Source organism: Streptomyces sp. NPDC005408 (assembly GCF_040606445.1).
In the GTDB taxonomy this organism is placed as follows: Bacteria; Actinomycetota; Actinomycetes; order Streptomycetales; family Streptomycetaceae; genus Streptomyces.
Genome location: NZ_JBEXEX010000004.1, coordinates 130107 through 146932, shown reverse-complemented (window position 1 = coordinate 146932; position 16826 = coordinate 130107). Strand labels below are relative to the sequence as shown.

Genomic DNA, 16826 nt, shown 5'->3' with positions numbered 1-16826 from the left:
AGGTCACTTGAGGCATCCGGGCTTCCGCGCCCGTACTTCCCCTCCGTAACCTGTCATCCCAAGGAACTGGGCGGGGGACGTGGAACACAGTCAAAGCACGGGCGCGGGTCTGCTGCTCGCCGGACGCTACCGGCTGAGCGAGACCATCGGCAGCGGCGGCATGGGCAAGGTGTGGCGCGCGCACGACGAGGTGCTGCACCGGGTCGTCGCGGTCAAGGAGCTGACCGCCGGACGGTATGTATCCGAGGCGGACCGGATCGTTCTGCATGCCCGGACCCAGAAGGAGGCCCGGGCCGCGGCCCGGATCAGCCACCCGGGTGTGGTCACCGTGCACGACGTCCTCGAACACGACGCCCGCCCCTGGATCGTCATGCAGTACGTCGACGGGCCGTCGCTCGCCGACGCCGCCAAGGAGTCCGGGCGCATCCCGGCCGCCGAGGCCGCCCGCATCGGGCTGCACGTGCTGCGCGCGCTGGGCGCCGCGCACGCCGCCGGAGTGCTTCACCGGGACGTCAAGCCCGCCAACGTCCTGCTCAACCGCGACGGCCGGGCGCTGATCACCGACTTCGGGATCGCCGCGATCGAGGGCGACTCGACGATCACCCGGACCGGGGAAATCGTGGGTTCCATCGACTACTTGGCCCCCGAGCGGGTACGTGGCGCGGACCCGGGACCCGCGTCCGACCTCTGGTCGCTCGGCGCGACGCTGTACACGGCGGTGGAGGGCGAGTCGCCGTTCCGGCGCTCGTCGCCGCTGGCCAGCATGCAGGCCGTGGTGGGCGAGGAGCCGCGTCATCCCGATCACGCGGGCCCGCTGGCACCCGTCATCATGGCGCTGCTGCGCAAGGACCCCGCCGCCCGCCCGTCGGCAGCCGAGGCCGAGCAGTTGCTGGTGGACGCGATGGGCGAACGCCGGGCGGCCCCGCGGGCTGCGCAGGTTCCGCCACAGCGGACCACACAGCGGCACACCCGCCCCGCGACCACGCAGCTTCCGGTGCCGACGCCCGCCGCTCCGATGCCCGTACCCGGTCCCGACTCCGGTGTGACGGCTCACGCGGCGCGGACCCGGCGCGGCGGCAGGCTGCGCAGGGCCGCGATCGTCGTCGTACTTGCGGCCGTTGTGGGAGTCGGTGCGGGATTTGCCGCCATGAAGTACGCGGGCGGCGACAACGATGGCGGGCGGCGTACGGGCACCCAGGCGACGACCAAGCCGGGCACTTCGACTGTGCCGCCCGGCTGGCACCGCGTGAACGAGCCGGAAGGCTTCAGCCTGCTCGTACCGGACGGCTGGACGCGCCAGATGGACGGCGACCAGATCGACTACACGCCCGACAATGGCGAGCACCGCATCCGGATCAGCAGTAACGCTTCGCCGGACTTCGAGAATCCGTATATGCACATGCTGGACATGGAGAAGGGACTCGAGAAGCGGCTTCCGAAGTACAAGAGGCTGAAGCTGGGCCAGAACACCTACCGTGACCAGGTGAACTCCGCCCGCTGGGAGTTCACCTGGACCGAGAAGAAGACCTTCGCCGGTCCCCGCCGTGCCATCGACCAGATGTACGTCGAGGATGACGGCACGGAGTACGCGCTCTACATGTCGGGCCCGGCCAAGGACTGGGCGACGACGCGTCAGCAGTTCGACACCATGCTCCAGGGCTGGCGTCCTCCGGCATGATGGACGCAGGCTGATCGAGGGGGAGTTGCGTGTCCGAGGAAACGCGGCTGATCGCGGGCCGCTACCGGCTTCTGGACCGGCTGGGACGCGGGGGCATGGGCACAGTATGGCGTGCGGACGACGAGCTGCTCGGCCGCAGTGTCGCCGTCAAGGAGCTCCATCCGGAGGATGCGAGGGGTGGCCGTTCGGCGTCCCCGTACACCTCCGCGGCCGCGCCGCTGCGCGAGGCCCGGGCCGTCGCCCGGGTCAAGCATCCGCATGTGATCGTCGTCCATGACGTGGTCGTAGATGACGGACTTCCGTACATCGTCATGGAACTGGTCGACGGCGGCTCGCTCGCCGAGCGGATGTCGCGCCGCGGTCCCGTCGATGTGGCGGAGGCGGCTCGGATCGGGCTCGCGCTGCTCGGCGCACTGCGGGCCGCGCACGATCTGGGGGTGCTGCACCGCGACCTGAAGCCCGCCAACGTACTGCTCGAGGAGTCCACCGGGCGGGTCGTGCTGACCGACTTCGGTATCGCGCAGCTCGCCGGGTCCACGACGATCACCGAGTCGGGGTCGTTCGTCGGATCGCCCGAATACACCGCGCCGGAGCGGATGCAGGGCGAAACAGCCGGGCCCGAGTCCGATCTGTGGTCGCTGGGGGTGCTGCTGTGTGCGGTGCTGAGCGGCGAATCGCCGTTCCGCCGCGACTCGCTGGGCGGCATTCTGCACGCCGTCGTCGAGGACGAGATCCGTCCGCCCGCGCAGGCGGCGCCGCTGCTGCCCGTCGTGCTGGGGCTCCTCGAGCGGGACCCGGAGCGGCGGCTCGGCGCGACGGAGGCGGAGCAGCTGCTGCGTTCGTACGTCACGACGGGGGCCGTACCGGTTTCCGCCGGGCGTGACATCCCCAGCCGCCGGGACACCCGCCAGGACAGCACGGCGACGCCGCGTGAGCCCGCGCCGCGGCAGCCCGTGACCGCTCCGGCCGCCCCGGAGCCCGCGCGTGCCGGACGCCGGCGTGCGCCGCTGCTCGTCGCGGCGGCGCTGGTCGCCGCGATCGCCGGGGCGGGAGGAGCGGCCGCCGTCCTGCTCCAGGACGACGGCGGGGGCGGAACGGGGGCAGCTCCGGGCCCGACTGCCATGAGCAGCGCGCCTCCGGTGCGTACCGCACAGACGCCCGCCGCGAACGCCAGGCCGAACCCCACCGTGACCGTCACCACCTCGGCCTTGCCGCCCCCCGCCAAGAAGCCCGTGGCACCCGAGGGGTATCTCTCGGTCTCCGATCCGGACGGGTTCGCGCTCGTCGTCCCCGAGGGCTTCTCCCGCTCCCAGGACGACAAGCGGGTCTACTACATGGCGCCGGACCAGGGCATCAGGATCGGCATCCGGGTGCAGAGCCCGGCCTCCGACGGGCCGCTCGGATCGATGCGCCGCTCGGACGCCGACGCGCCGAACACCAACCCCGGCTACCGCGACGGCAAAGTCACACCGACCACGCACAACGGACTGTCCGCCGCACTCTGGGAGTTCACCTGGAACGGCTTCTCCAAGGCGGAGGGGGACCGGCACACGTTCGACATCTGCTGGGACGAGAACGGGAAGATGTACGACGTGTGGGTCTCGGCCCCCGTCGGCAGGACGGACGAGGCGCGGCGGCACTTCGACACCGCGCTGGACTCCTTCACACCTGCGGGCTGACGTCCACACCCGCGGGCCGACGTCCACAGGCCGACGTCACGGGTCTGCATCCGGTCACCTGCTCCTGTGGCATCCACCACCTCAGTTGGACAGGATGTGAGCATGACCAACGATGGGGGACGGGCCGGCGAGCCCACCAGTTACGGGCTTCGGCCGCCGAACGCCGCACATGTGCCCACCCAGACAACCGAGTTGCCGTCCACCGTCCCCGATGCCGGCCCTGATACGGGCCCGGACACGGGCCGGGTGATCGGCGGCCGCTACCGGCTGGTGAGCCGCCTCGGGCACGGCGGCATGGGCACGGTCTGGCGGGCCCGCGACGAGGTCGTGGACCGTGAGGTCGCGGTCAAGGAGCCGCGCATACCGGACCACTTGGGCGAATCCGAACGGGGCAAGGTCTATCTGCGCATGCAGCGCGAGGCGCGCGCCGCGTCCCGTATCGACCACCCTTCCGTCGTCACCATGCACGATGTGGTGATCGAGGACGCCAAGCCGTGGATCGTGATGGAGCTCGTACACGGCCAGTCGCTCGCCGACCGGCTCCAGGACGGCACGCTCGACGTCCGCGAGGCGGCCAGGATCGGCCTCGCCGTACTCGGCGCGCTCACGGCGGCGCACGAAGCCGGGGTGCTGCACCGTGACGTCAAACCGGACAACGTCCTGCTGGGGCGCGGCGAACGGGTCGTGCTGACCGACTTCGGCATCGCGCAGGTCGAGGGCGAACAGGGGCTGACCGAGACCGGCGCCTTCGTCGGATCGCCCGAATTCATCGCACCGGAGCGCGTGTTGGGGCAGCGGCCGGGTCCCGAGTCGGATCTTTGGTCGCTGGGCGTGGTGCTCTACGCGGCGGTCGAGGGCATGTCGCCGTACCGTCGCTCCAACAGCCCCGCGACCCTGCAGGCCGTACTCTCCGCCGAACCGCAGATGCCTGCGCGCGGGTCGGGGGCCTTCGGCACGCTGGTCATGCAACTGCTGCGCAAGGACCCGGCGATGCGGCCGGACGCGGCCGAGATCCGGCAGACGCTGGAGTCGGTGGCGCGGCCGCCGCAGGTCCCGCTCGATGCGACGAAGCTCTTCGCGAGCGGCGGCCAGGGGGCGGCGGGCGGCAGCCGGTGGGTCCCGCCGGTGCTCCAGGGCAACCGCAAGGCGCAGTTCGGGCTCGGCGGCGGGCTGCTTGCGGTGGCCGTCGCGGTCGTTCTGTTCCTGGTCGACCCGTTCGGGGGCGACGGGATCCCGGCGGGCTGGGAGGTGCGCCCGGACCGTGAGGTGGTGTCGGCGAGCATGGCCGTGCCCGCGGAGTACGAACGGGTCGAGGGCGACGGCGGCAACTCGGTGACGTACTCCGATCCGAGCGGTGTCTTCCAGGTCTTCCTGGAGCGGATCGACACCAAGGCCGTGGAGGGTGAGCTCAAGCCGGATGCGGACGTATGGCGGACGTACTACGAGAAGGGCGGCAAGGACGCCGTCGAGATCAAGGACCAGGAGGTGACGTCCTCGTCCACGACCCAGCAGGGCAAGAAGGCGTTCGACACGCTCGTCGACTACGTGCCGTACGGCGTGAGCGACGACAATCCGGTCCGCTACCGCTGGCACGAACGCGTCGTCGCCACGGGCAAGTCCGGCAGCGAGGTCTACTGGCGGCTGCGGGTCTCCGGACCGGCCGAGGGCTGGGCTTCCAAGGAGGGCGGCACGCTCTTCGACGAGGTCGTCAAGCATCTGAGGATCCAGGATCTGTAAGTGCGTGTACGAGAGCGGCTGAAGCCTGGAAAAGCCGGGACGCGGCCCTGATCAGGACTTATCTGCCAGTGATCGCTGGCGCGATGGTGAGGGCCTGGTGAAAAGCCGTTACCGACGGGTACCCAAAGTTCCGGATGCGGCATACTCTCGCCCCCATGACGGACTCGCAGGCCCCCGCAGCCGCCCCCGGCACCAACCCGACAGCAGCCGCCCCGGCCGGTGCGCGCACCGCGGCCGACGTGGTCACTCCCGAGGTGGTCGCCCAGCTCACCCGTGGAGTGATCGGCTCCGGCCGTACCGCGAACCACACCCCCTTCACCGGGGAGAAGCTGGCGGATCTGCCCGAGTCCACCCCGGAGGACGTGGCCGAGGCCTTCGAGCGTGCCCGTGCCGCCCAGCCCGCGTGGGCCGCCATCCCCGCCCGGGCCCGCGCCGCCGTCCTGCTCCGCTTCCACGACCTCGTACTCGAGCGCCAGGCCGAGGTGCTCGACCTCATCCAGCTGGAGACGGGCAAGGCCCGTCTCCACGCCCACGAAGAGGTCCAGGCCGTTGCCGTCGCCGCCCGCCACTACGGCCGCAAGGCGCCCGCCTATCTCAAGCCCAAGCGGCACACGGGCGTTGTCCCCGTCCTCACCAAGACCACCGAACTGCGCCAGCCGCGCGGCGTCATCGGCCAGATCGCCCCCTGGAACTACCCGTTCGAGCTCTCCGTCGGCGATGCGCTGCCCGCTTTCGTCTCCGGCAACGCCGTCGTGATGAAGCCCGACACCGAGACCGCGCTCACCGCGCTGTGGGCCCGCGACCTGCTGATCGAGGCCGGTCTGCCCGACGGCGTCTTCCAGATCGTCCTCGGCGAGGGCCCGGTCGTCGGCCCGGAAGTCGTCAAGCACGCGGACTACGTCTCCTTCACCGGCTCCACCCGCACCGGCCGCGAGGTCGCCCAGGGCGCGGCCGCCCGCCTGGTCGGCGTCTCCCTCGAACTCGGCGGCAAGAACGCCATGCTGGTGCTGCACGACGCCGACATCGAGAAGGCCGCGGCCGGAGCGATCCGTGCCTGCTTCTCCTCCGCGGGCCAGCTGTGCATCTCGATTGAGCGCCTGTACGTCCACGAGTCGATCGCCGACGCGTTCGTCGAGCGGTTCGCCGCCCGTACGAAGGCGATGCGCCTCGGCAACTCCCTCGCGTACGGCGCAGACATGGGCTCCCTCGTCGGAGAGCGCCAGCTGGAGACCGTCACCCGCCATGTCGAGGAGGCCGTCGCCAAGGGCGCCACGCTCGTCGCGGGCGGCGTCGCGCGCCCCGACATCGGCCCGCTGTTCTACGAGCCGACCATCCTGGACGGCGTCGAGGCCCCGATGGCCGTATGCACCGAAGAGACCTTCGGCCCTGTCGTCTCCATCTACCGCTTCAAGGACGAGGACGAGGTCGTCAAGCAGGCCAACGCCACTCCGTACGGCCTGAATTCGAGCGTCTGGACGCGCGACGGCCGCCGCGGCCACGCCGTCGCCGCGAAGCTGCGCACCGGCACGGTCAACATCAACGAGGGGTACGCCCCCGCGTACGGCAGCGTGCAGTCCCCGATGGGCGGCATGAAGGACTCCGGCCTCAGCCGGCGCCACGGCTCGGAAGGCATCCTCAAGTACACCGAGGCACAGACCGTGGCCCAGCAGCGGCTGATGCCGCTGGCGCCGTCCTTCGGTATGGACGACGAGAAGTACGCCGCGTTCATGAGCCGCAGCCTGAAGGCGATGAAGGCCCTGCGCCTGCGCTGATACAGCCCCTTTCGCACCGAGGAGAGCCATGCCCGAGGTACCCCCTGCCCAGAAACAGGACGAATCCGGCGCCCTGGCCGCCCACGACGACTCCGCGTACGACTACGACGTCCTCGTCGTCGGCTCGGGCTTCGGCGGCTCGGTCTCCGCGCTGCGGCTGACCGAGAAGGGCTACCGGGTCGGCGTCCTGGAGGCGGGCCGCCGCTTCACCCGCGAGACGCTGCCCAAGAACTCCTGGGACCTGCGCAACTATCTGTGGGCCCCGGCGCTCGGCCTCTTCGGCATCCAGCGCATCCATCTGCTGGGCAATGTGATGGTGCTGGCGGGCGCGGGGGTGGGCGGCGGCTCGCTCAACTACGCCAACACGCTGTACGTGCCGCCCGCGCCCTTCTTCGAGGACCCGCAGTGGAAGGACATCACGGACTGGCAGGAGGAGCTCGCTCCGTACTACGACCAGGCCAGGCGGATGCTGGGCGTGCGGCTCAATCCGACGATGACGCCCTCGGACGTCCATCTGAAGGCCACCGCACAGGCGATGGGCGTCGGCGACAGCTTCCACATGGCCCCGGTCGGCGTCTTCTTCGGCGACGGCGAGGACGCCGACGGCACGTCGAAGGCCAAGCCGGGGGCGGAGGTCGACGACCCGTACTTCGGCGGAGTGGGACCCTCCCGCAAGGCGTGCACCGAGTGCGGCGAGTGCATGACGGGCTGCCGCCACGGCGCGAAGAACACCCTCAACGAGAACTACCTCTACCTGGCGGAGAAGGCGGGCGCGGTCGTCCACCCCATGACCTCGGTCGTCACGGTCACCGAGGACTCGCGGGGCGGCTTCGCGGTCAACACCCTGCCAAGCGACAACAAGCGCAAGGGCAAGGGGCGTACGTTCACGGCGCGACGGGTCGTCATCGCCGCCGGTACGTACGGCACCCAGACCCTCCTGCACCGGATGAAGGACAGCGGGCTGCTGCCGAGGGTCTCCGCCCGGCTGGGCGAGCTGACCCGTACCAACTCCGAGGCGCTGGTGGGCGCGATGACCGACAACCGCCGCTACCGCAAGCGGCACGGCGCCGAGAAGGTCGACTTCACCCGCGGAGTCGCGATCACCTCCTCGATCCACCCGGACGAGAACACCCATATCGAGCCGGTCCGCTACGGCAGGGGCTCGAACGCGATGGGCGGCCTGACGATCCTCCAGGTCCCCTACAACACCCGGGCGCGCGTGGCGGGCTGGTTCGGCAGCATGGCCAGGCACCCCTGGCTCGCGCTCCGTTCCCTCTCCAGCCGCCGCTGGTCGGAGCGGACCATCATCGGCCTTGTCATGCAGTCGCTGGACAACTCCCTGACGACGTACCGCAAGCCGAAGGGAGTCGGCAAGGGTCTGCTCACCGCCCGCCAGGGCCACGGCGCACCCAACCCCAACCAGATCCCGGAGGCCACCCGGGCCGCCTCGCTCCTCGCCGAGGAGATCAACGGCTTCGCGGGCTCCAACATCGGCGAACTGATGGGCACCCCGCTGACGGCCCACTTCCTCGGCGGCTGCCCGATCGGCGCCTCCGCCGACGAGGGCGTCATCGACCCCTACCACCGGTTGTGGGGCCACCCGGGCATCTCGGTCGTCGACGGCGCGGCGGTCTCGGCGAACCTGGGCGTGAACCCGTCGCTGACGATCACGGCACAGGCGGAGCGGGCGATGTCGCTCTGGCCCAACAAGGGCGAGGAGGACGCACGCCCGCAGCAGGGCGCGACATACGAACGCCTCCCGGCGGTGGCCCCGAAGTCCCCGGCGGTCCCGGACTCGGCGTTCGGCGCGCTGAGGCTGCCGTTCCTGGGGATCCCGGCGGTCCCGCCGAAGGCGTGACCCGTCCCGGACATACGAAGGCCGCTGCACCCCCCTCCGAGTGCAGCGGCCTTCTGGCTTTACGGCCGGGTGTTACGCGGCGGCGTCACCGCTGCGGCGGCGCTTCATCGCGAAGACGACACCGGCACCGGCGACGATGGCGATGCCACCGGCGATACCGACGGTCGGCAGCATGGAGTTGGAGCCGGTCTCGGCGAGGTTGCCGGTGACCGGGAGTTCCTTGGCCCCACCCTGCGGCTTGACGTCGCTGTCCGGCTTCTGCCCGTTCGGCTTCGAGTCGTCGACGTCACCGGGGTTGGTGCCGGCCTTGACGATCGCGAACGGGTAGATGTCGCCGTTGTCGTAGCACTTGAACGAGTCGTCCTCGGCACCGTTGTCGTAGGTGCCGGCGGCGATCGCGAGGCCATCGCCCGCGGGGGCGGCCTTGTCGATCTTGACGCGGAGGTCGATCGTGACCTTCTGGCCGGCGTCGAGCGGGAACTCGCCGAAGAAGATGCCGTTGTTGATCGGGGAACCGGCGAAGTCGTTGACCCACTTGCCGGACTCGGGGTCCTTGTACTCGAAGTGTGCGTACTTCTCGACGAGCTTGTCGTCGGGGTTCTCGAGACCGTCCGCGTACGTGGCGACGGTGTAGACGAGCAGGCTCTCGATATCGGTCTTGCCCGTGTTCTTCACGTTGTACGTGAAGTTCTTCCAGCCACTGCCCGCAACGATCTTGTTCGGGAAGCCACCGAGGGAGACCTTGATGGTGCCCTCTTCGCACTCGAAGTCGTCGTCCTCGCCCGGCTCGCTCGCCGTGGCACTCGGCGTCACCGCCGGCGTGGTGGCGGGCGTGCTCGGGGTCGTGGCCGGGGTGCTGCTCGGTGCATCGGCCGGCGTGCTCGGCGTCGTCGCCGGGGTGCTGCTCGGCGCGTCCGACGGGGTGCTGCTCACCGTCTCGGACGGGGTGGTGCTCGCCGTGTCGGTCGGCGTCGGCGACGGGTCCGCGAACGCGGCCGGAGCCGACAGGAACGCGGCGGGTGCTATGACAGCGGTCGCTGCAGCGACGGCCATAGCGCGGCGAAGCTTCATTAAGACCTCAGTGAAGTCCGGCGTACCGCTCGCGCGGCACGGAGTCTGAAGGGCCTTCCGAGGTGGGGGTGCACGGTTGAGGCCTTTGTTTCGCATGCTTGACCGGCCAATGGCTGAAAAGGTTGCCCTCGGACTCACAGAAAATTTATGTGGCCCCCGTCACATGCCCTGCGGCCGGGCACGGGCAAGGGCAAGGGCCCCGCGGACGCATGATCCGCGGGGCCCTTGTGGTCAGCACCGACGTCAGGGCAGCGCCGGTGCCGAGGCGCGGCGCCGGGGGGTAGCGCCGCGTGGGGGAGGGTCGCCGACCCGGCGCACTGAGGGCGCTCGGGTGGTATCGACCTTTGGCAGTTGTGTCGCGCAGAGGGGGACGCGCTTCTCTTGCATCGTGCTGGACGGGCTGCGGCGTGCGCAACCGTTTGGACCGGATGCGGTCGGCTCCGGGCGTCCCCGGAGCCGACCGCCCTTGGGGTGACCGGGCTGCTGTCCCCTGCCGACCGGTCACGCGCGCTGGGGCGAGGTCCCACGACGTACCTGCGGTACGTCACACGCCCCAGCGAAGCCACGCGTGGTTTCTTGCAAGGCCCGCCCCTGGCTGGCACGGACACCGGTACCAACGAAGGCCCGTCGGGTGCGGTCACGCGCCGTACGGGTGAGGATGCGCCCGAACTCAGTTACGGCTCCGCAGGGCTCGGCTCGGCCTCAGATGCGCCCCCGGCACAGCTCCAGGAGCGTCATCGCGAGCGCCGTTCCGGGCTTTCCGAGCGCGTCGCGGAAATGGCTGAGAACCTCCATTTCCCGCGACAGATTCACGCGACGGCCGCCGGAGGAGATACGGGCCTCCTGGATGACGGCCGAGACCGCCATGCGTTCTTGTACGAGGCCGATGATCCGGTCGTCGAGTGCGTCGATCCGCTCGCGGGCGCCGGTGATGAGATCCGCGGCCTCTTCGGTGCGGGCGCCGGTCTGCTCGGTGACGGTCATGGGTGGGGCTCCTTGTGTTCTGGGGCGGCGACCCCGGAGCGGCAAGGCCCGGAAATGACAGAACGCCCCGGGCCTTGTCGGCCCGGGGCGCCTGGGAAGTTGCTTGTCAGTGGCTCAAGCAGCACGACCATGGCAGCCGGACGGGCCGGTGCCATAGGTAAAGACGAAGGTCAGCTGCTTGTGCATGGGCACAGTATGGCCCGCCCGCCGACGGGGGCCAAAGCCCGGTTCGGATGGTGAGACGAAAAGCGCACCCGCGGCGCCGGTAGAATCGACAAAACCGACCCCCTCCCACCGCCGGAAGGCCGCCAGTGTCCTCAGCGTCCCCCGCTGCCGCGCCCGACGTCGTCCTCGTCGTCGACTTCGGCGCCCAGTACGCCCAGCTCATCGCCCGCCGCGTCCGCGAGGCCCGGGTCTACAGCGAGATCGTCCCGTCGACGATGCCCGTGGCCGAGATGCTGGCCAAGAACCCCAAGGCGATCATCCTCTCCGGCGGCCCGTCCTCCGTGTACGCGGAAGGCGCTCCCCGTCTCGACCGCGCGATCTTCGAGGCCGGGGTCCCCGTCTTCGGCATGTGTTACGGCTTCCAGCTGATGGCGACGACGCTGGGCGGGACCGTCGACAACACCGGCGCGCGTGAGTACGGCCGTACGCCGCTGCATGTCTCCAAGACCAGCTCGACCCTCTTCGAGGGCACCCCGGCCGAGCAGCCCGTGTGGATGTCCCACGGCGACGCCTGTTCTGCCGCCCCCGAGGGCTTCACGGTCACCGCGTCCACAGACGTCGTGCCGGTCGCGGCCTTCGAGAACGACGAGAAGAAGCTGTACGGAGTCCAGCACCACCCCGAGGTGATGCACTCGACGTACGGCCAGCAGGTTCTCGAGCACTTCCTCTACCGCGGCGCCGGTATCGAGCCGACCTGGACCACCGGCAATGTCATCGACGAGCAGGTCGCGGCCATCCGCGAGCAGGTCGGCACGAAGCGTGCGATCTGCGGGCTCTCGGGCGGTGTGGACTCCGCGGTCGCCGCGGCCCTCGTGCAGAAGGCCATCGGCTCCCAGCTCACCTGCGTGTACGTCGACCACGGTCTGATGCGCAAGGGCGAGACCGAGCAGGTCGAGAAGGACTTCGTCGCGGCCACCGGCGTCCAGCTGAAGGTCGTCGACGCGCAGGAGCGGTTCCTCGGCGCGCTGGCCGGGGTCTCCGACCCCGAGGAGAAGCGGAAGATCATCGGCCGCGAGTTCATCCGTGTCTTCGAGCAGGCCCAGGCCGAGATCATCGCCGAGGCCGAGCACGGCGAGGACGTCGCGTTCCTCGTGCAGGGCACGCTCTACCCGGACGTCGTCGAGTCCGGCGGCGGCACCGGCACCGCCAACATCAAGTCGCACCACAATGTCGGCGGCCTTCCCGAGGACCTCGAGTTCGAGCTCGTCGAGCCGCTGCGCCAGCTGTTCAAGGACGAGGTCCGGATGGTCGGCCAGGAGCTCGGCCTGCCCGACGAGATCGTCCAGCGCCAGCCCTTCCCGGGCCCGGGCCTCGGTATCCGTATCGTCGGCGAGGTCACGAAGGACCGCCTGGACCTGCTGCGCGAGGCGGACGCGATCGCCCGCGAGGAGCTGACCGCGGCCGGCCTCGACCGTGAGATCTGGCAGTGCCCGGTCGTGCTGCTCGCGGACGTGCGCAGCGTCGGCGTCCAGGGCGACGGTCGTACGTACGGGCACCCGATCGTGCTCCGGCCCGTCTCGTCCGAGGACGCGATGACGGCGGACTGGACGCGCATGCCGTACGACGTACTGGCGAAGATCTCGACCCGGATCACCAACGAGGTCGCCGACGTGAACCGCGTGGTGCTCGATGTGACGAGCAAGCCGCCGGGCACCATCGAGTGGGAGTAAGCCTTTCTGCAGGGTCAACGCCGACGCCGTCGCTCATTCGTTTGGGCGGCGGCGTTGTCGTATTGGCTGGGTACGCTGACCGTACGGCCCGGAATCCCGTCCATGGGAGGACTTATGACCGCTGAGATCGCGCACCCCTGGCCGGTGCCGCCGCAGGACGGTTACACCGTGGACGACCTGCTGACGCTGCCCGACCTCCCGCCGCACACCGAGCTGATCGACGGGAGCCTGGTCTTCGTGAGCCCGCAGCGCTACTTCCACAGTCTTGTGATCGACCTGCTGGTGAGCAGTTTGCGTCGCACCGCGCCGCCCGAGCTGAAGGTTGTGCGCGAGATGACGGTGGTGATGGACAAACGCAACGGCCCGGAGCCGGATGTCGCCGTCGTGCGTGCCGCGGCCGCAAGGAGCCGAACTCAGACCTATTTCGAGGTCAGGGACGTGTTGCTCGCCGTCGAGGTGGTCTTTCCGGAGTCCGAGGCCCGTGACCAGGACACCAAGCCGCACAAGTACGCCAACGCGGGTATCCCGTACTTCTGGCGGGTCGAGATGGCCGGGGCGGACGAACACCCGGTCGTCCACGTCTTCGAAATCGACAAAGAGGCGCGGGCCTACCGTCCGAGCGGCGTGTTCCACGACCACCTCAAGCTTTCCGTCCCCTTCACCATCGACATCGACCTCTCCGAGATCGACAACCTGTAGGAGCTCTACAGCGGCTCCTCCAGCTCGAAGTCCTCGTAGTGGAAGCCGGGGGCGACGATGCAGGTCACCAGGACCGGCTCGTCGCCCGCGGGTTCCGCTGCCTGCCAGGTCCCGGCCGGGATCAGCAGCTGGGGCTGTTCGCCCGACTCGATCGCGGGGCCCAGGGTCAGGCTCTTCGTCTCGGACGGCTTCTCCTCCGTGCCGCCGAAGTGGAGCCGGAGCGGGCCGCCGCGGTGCCAGAGCCAGAGTTCGTCCGAGCGCACGCGGTGCCAGCGCGAGCTCTCGCCCGGGTGCAGCAGGAAGTAGATCCCGGTGGCGTACGCACGCGGGCCGGGGTAGCCGGGCGGCGTCGTCGAGCTGGTCGTCTTCCAGGTCTCCCTGAACCAGCCGCCCTCGACGTGCCGTTCGAGGCCGAGGAGCTGGACCAGCGGGGATGTCGTGTCGGTCATGGCCGCATTCTCGTGCAAGGTGCGTGAAGTCTTGCGTGAACTCTCTGGTCACTTGCGGTACCCGGAGGTAGCTTCCGGCCATGACTGAGACGCCCCCGCCCATCCCTGTCGAGCAGCTGCGATTCGCCATGCCGCCCGTGCACGAGTCCGTGGTGGACGAGCGGGCCTACCGCAAGGAGCGGCTCGCCGGGGCGCTGCGCCTCTTCGGGCGGTTCGGTTACGAGGAGGGGGTGTCCGGCCATATCACCGCGCGGGACCCGGAGTTCACCGACTGCTTCTGGGTGAACCCCTTCGGAGTGCCGTTCGCGCAGGTCACGGCCGGTGATCTGATCCTGGTGAACGGCGAGGGCCAGGTCGTCGTCGGGCGGTACCACGTCAATCAGGCCGCGTTCGCCGTGCACGCCCAGGTGCACCGCGCCCGGCCGGACATCGTCGCCGTCGCGCACACCCACTCCGTCCATGGCCGGGCGCTGTCCGCGCTCGGTGAGCTGATCGAGCCGGTCACGCAGGAGGCCTGCGCCTTCTACGAGGACCATGCGCTGGTCGACGCGTACACCGGAGTGATCGTGGACGAGGAGGAGGGCCGGCGGATCGCGGGCGCCCTCGGTGCGTACAAGGCGGTCGTTCTGCGCAATCACGGACTGCTGACCGTGGGCGACTCGGTCGACGCGGCGGCCTGGTGGTTCATCTCCATGGAGCGCTGCGCACAGGTGCAGTTGGCGGCCCGGGCGGCGGGCAAGCCCGTGCTGCTCGAGCACCGGGACGCGGTCGCCACACGCGAACAGCTCGGCAGCGATCTGGTCGCTTGGATCAACTACCAGCCCCTGTGGCGGCAGATCAGCCAGGAGGAACCCGGGCTGCTTCAGTAGCCCCCATCCCTGCTGTTCAGGGCCCGAAGTCAATCTCGGCGCGGCACATTCACCCCTCCTGGCCTCGGGCACCGAGGCGTGCGCCCCTTCCGTACGGCACAATTCCCAGGAATTACAGGGAAGTTCAGTCGGTGTGCGGGCGGGAAGGGCGGCGTCGGTCGTGGCGGTGCAGGAAGCGGGACAGTGCGACGAATGCACGCACGGGGCGCGCGACGGGCATCGGCGTGCCGTGGCGGCCTTCATCACCAAACGGGACGAGCTCGCCGCCGGGCAGGGGCTGCCGGTCGCCCTCTCGCATTCGCCGAGCGCCTCGCGCCAGTGGGTGTCGGACGAGCTGACCCAGTCGGCCCGCACGGTGGCCGACCGCAGCCGTGAGGCGGGCGAGGCCTGGCTCCAACTGGTGTGGCGCCGAACGCTGTTGATCGTCTGGATGAGCGTGGGGGCGCTGCTGCTCGGGCAGGCGGCGACCGCGATCGGCGCAGGCTGGACCGGCGCCCGTACGTCAGGGCTGATCGCCGCATTCGCGGTCGGCGGGCTGCTCACCGCGACCGCACGCCTGCACCGTTCGCGCGGCGGTCTGCTCGCGCCGCTGATCGGCGAGGACAACCGCCTCTCCACCTCCCGTGCCGTGGCCACCGCATGGGTGCTGCTCGTCGCCTTCGCGGTCCTGGTGCTCGCGCTCCAGCTTGGCTGGGCATCGTCCGCCGCCGACCGGGACGAGCTGATCGAAGGGCTCGGCCTGGCCCATGGCGCGGGGATGCTGTCCGCCCTCGCCCTGGTGTGCGTGATCGCCGTTGTCGTACGCAGCGTTGTGGCCGTACGCGTCACGGGCAGGCAGCTGCAGAAGATCCGGGCCGACCGCCCGCGGCTCGCGGACCTGCTCTGCGACGACGGCGGGCGCGGCAACTTCGCGGATGTGCAGTACGCGCTCGTGACCGCGGTCGCCGTGGTCTTCGCGTTGGTACGGCTGGCACGCCGGCCCGAGCAGCTGCCCGATCTGCCGTGGGGGCTTGCGCTCCTTGTCGCGGTCTCGGCGGCGACGTACTTCGCCGGGAAGTACGCGGAGGGCGGCCGGCCCGTGGTCCTGTCGGTCGTACGGGCCCGCGAGGCCGGGGATCTGGACGCCCCCATCCGTACCGGCGACGACATCGAGATCCGGGGCGCGGGCTTTGTGCCGCCCGGCGCGGGCGCGCCCGACCGGCTCGCCAGGCTGGTCGTGCGGATCGGCGCTGTGCATGTCCATGTCCCGCTGATCCCGGTCCCCGGCGGCTTCGCCAATCCGACGGACACGGTGCTCACGGTGCCGGTCCCGGCGGAGGTCGAGCCCGGGCAGGTGGACATCCAGGTGGTGACGGCGGCGGGCGTGGAGAGCAATCGCTGCCTGATCCAGGTGAAGGACTGACCCACCACTTCCGCTTGTCACAGAGTGAGCCGCACCACTGGTGAGCGGCTCGGCTTCGACGTACGTATGGTCAGTTGACGGGTCAACCCGAAGGCGGGACCAGTGATGACACACACATATAGGACGACGGCCAATTACGGGACGGTCGACGGCAGGCGCGGCGGGTGGAGGGAGAGGGCGAGTCATTACGCCCTCGTCCCGCTGCGGATCTTCCTCGGCGTGACTTTTATTTATGCGGGCATCGACAAACTCACGGACAGCCAGTTCATGGCGGCCAGTGGCTCGGGATCCATCGGTGATCTGATGCGCAGCGTGCGCGACACCTCCGCCGTGCCCGCGCTGGTCGATCTTGCGCTCAAGAGCCCCGAGGGCTTCGGCTATGCGATCGCCTTCGGTGAACTCGCCGTCGGTATCGGCACGCTCGTCGGGCTGCTGGGCCGGCTGGCCGCCCTCGGCGGGGCGCTCATCTCGCTGAGCCTGTGGCTGACCGTGAGCTGGCAGACCGAGCCGTACTACTACGGCAACGATCTCGCCTACCTCATGGCCTGGCTGCCGTTGGTGCTCGCCGGTACCTCGGTGTTCTCGCTCGATGCGCTTCTGGCCGATCGGCGGCGCCGGATCCCGTAGTGCGCCCAGGTCACCGCCCCGGCCAGGAACAGACCGCCGAACACGACCGGGAGGACCACGAACCAGGGTGTCTGCCACGAGCCGGCCGCATCGCCCGCGTACAGCA

General features: G+C 70.0%; 14 protein-coding genes. 11 read left to right on the top strand and 3 right to left on the bottom strand.

Annotated elements, in window-relative coordinates; genetic code table 11:
• The first annotated feature begins 79 nt into the window (after positions 1 to 79).
• From ABZS64_RS06030 to ABZS64_RS06010, 5 genes are all read left to right on the top strand, one after another.
• On the top strand, positions 80 to 1678 hold the full coding sequence (locus ABZS64_RS06030; protein ID WP_355823766.1) for a serine/threonine-protein kinase: 1599 nt from the start codon (positions 80 to 82) through the stop codon (positions 1676 to 1678).
• Positions 1679 to 1707: 29 nt separating this feature from the next.
• Entirely contained in the window at positions 1708 to 3357 is a 1650-nt protein-coding gene (locus ABZS64_RS06025) for a serine/threonine-protein kinase (RefSeq protein ID WP_355823763.1), read from the top strand.
• A gap of 102 nt (positions 3358 to 3459) precedes the next feature.
• A complete protein-coding gene (locus ABZS64_RS06020) occupies positions 3460 to 5094 on the top strand; it encodes a serine/threonine-protein kinase (protein ID WP_355823760.1) in 1635 nt (544 codons plus the stop codon).
• A gap of 155 nt (positions 5095 to 5249) precedes the next feature.
• Positions 5250 to 6866, top strand: a complete 1617-nt coding sequence (locus ABZS64_RS06015) for a succinic semialdehyde dehydrogenase (protein ID WP_355823757.1) — start codon at positions 5250 to 5252, stop codon at positions 6864 to 6866.
• A 28-nt stretch (positions 6867 to 6894) separates the two neighbouring features.
• Positions 6895 to 8724 carry a GMC family oxidoreductase gene (locus ABZS64_RS06010; protein WP_355823754.1) on the top strand — a complete coding sequence of 610 codons (1830 nt, stop codon included), beginning with the start codon at positions 6895 to 6897 and terminating at the stop codon, positions 8722 to 8724.
• A 72-nt stretch (positions 8725 to 8796) separates the two neighbouring features.
• Here ABZS64_RS06010 and ABZS64_RS06005 read toward each other — a convergent pair whose 3' ends face one another.
• Positions 8797 to 9537: an LPXTG cell wall anchor domain-containing protein gene (locus ABZS64_RS06005; protein ID WP_355823750.1), complete on the bottom strand. Its 741-nt coding sequence runs from the start codon at positions 9535 to 9537 to the stop codon at positions 8797 to 8799.
• Between ABZS64_RS06005 and ABZS64_RS06000 the strand changes: the two genes are divergently transcribed.
• Positions 9521 to 9844: a hypothetical protein gene (locus ABZS64_RS06000; protein WP_355823747.1), complete on the top strand. Its 324-nt coding sequence runs from the start codon at positions 9521 to 9523 to the stop codon at positions 9842 to 9844. The two genes, ABZS64_RS06005 and ABZS64_RS06000, sit on opposite strands and share 17 nt — an antisense overlap.
• A gap of 653 nt (positions 9845 to 10497) precedes the next feature.
• Here ABZS64_RS06000 and ABZS64_RS05995 read toward each other — a convergent pair.
• Complete coding sequence (locus ABZS64_RS05995; protein WP_355823744.1) at positions 10498 to 10779, bottom strand: chorismate mutase; 282 nt, start codon at positions 10777 to 10779, stop codon at positions 10498 to 10500.
• Between the two features lie 311 nt (positions 10780 to 11090).
• Between ABZS64_RS05995 and guaA the strand changes: the two genes are divergently transcribed.
• A complete protein-coding gene (gene guaA / locus ABZS64_RS05990) occupies positions 11091 to 12674 on the top strand; it encodes a glutamine-hydrolyzing GMP synthase (protein WP_355823741.1) in 1584 nt (527 codons plus the stop codon).
• Between the two features lie 114 nt (positions 12675 to 12788).
• Positions 12789 to 13373, top strand: a complete 585-nt coding sequence (locus ABZS64_RS05985; RefSeq protein ID WP_355823738.1) for a Uma2 family endonuclease — start codon at positions 12789 to 12791, stop codon at positions 13371 to 13373.
• Between the two features lie 5 nt (positions 13374 to 13378).
• Here ABZS64_RS05985 and ABZS64_RS05980 read toward each other — a convergent pair whose 3' ends face one another.
• A complete protein-coding gene (locus ABZS64_RS05980; protein ID WP_355823735.1) occupies positions 13379 to 13822 on the bottom strand; it encodes a cupin domain-containing protein in 444 nt (147 codons plus the stop codon).
• A gap of 80 nt (positions 13823 to 13902) precedes the next feature.
• Here ABZS64_RS05980 and ABZS64_RS05975 point away from each other — a divergent pair, with 80 nt between their 5' ends.
• The 3 genes from ABZS64_RS05975 (at position 13903) to ABZS64_RS05965 (ending at position 16720) form a co-directional block, all read left to right on the top strand.
• A complete protein-coding gene (locus tag ABZS64_RS05975; protein ID WP_355823732.1) occupies positions 13903 to 14691 on the top strand; it encodes a class II aldolase/adducin family protein in 789 nt (262 codons plus the stop codon).
• A gap of 160 nt (positions 14692 to 14851) precedes the next feature.
• A complete protein-coding gene (locus tag ABZS64_RS05970; protein ID WP_355823729.1) occupies positions 14852 to 16093 on the top strand; it encodes a hypothetical protein in 1242 nt (413 codons plus the stop codon).
• Positions 16094 to 16198: 105 nt separating this feature from the next.
• Positions 16199 to 16720, top strand: a complete 522-nt coding sequence (locus tag ABZS64_RS05965; protein ID WP_355823726.1) for a DoxX family protein — start codon at positions 16199 to 16201, stop codon at positions 16718 to 16720.
• Positions 16721 to 16826 lie beyond the last annotated feature (106 nt).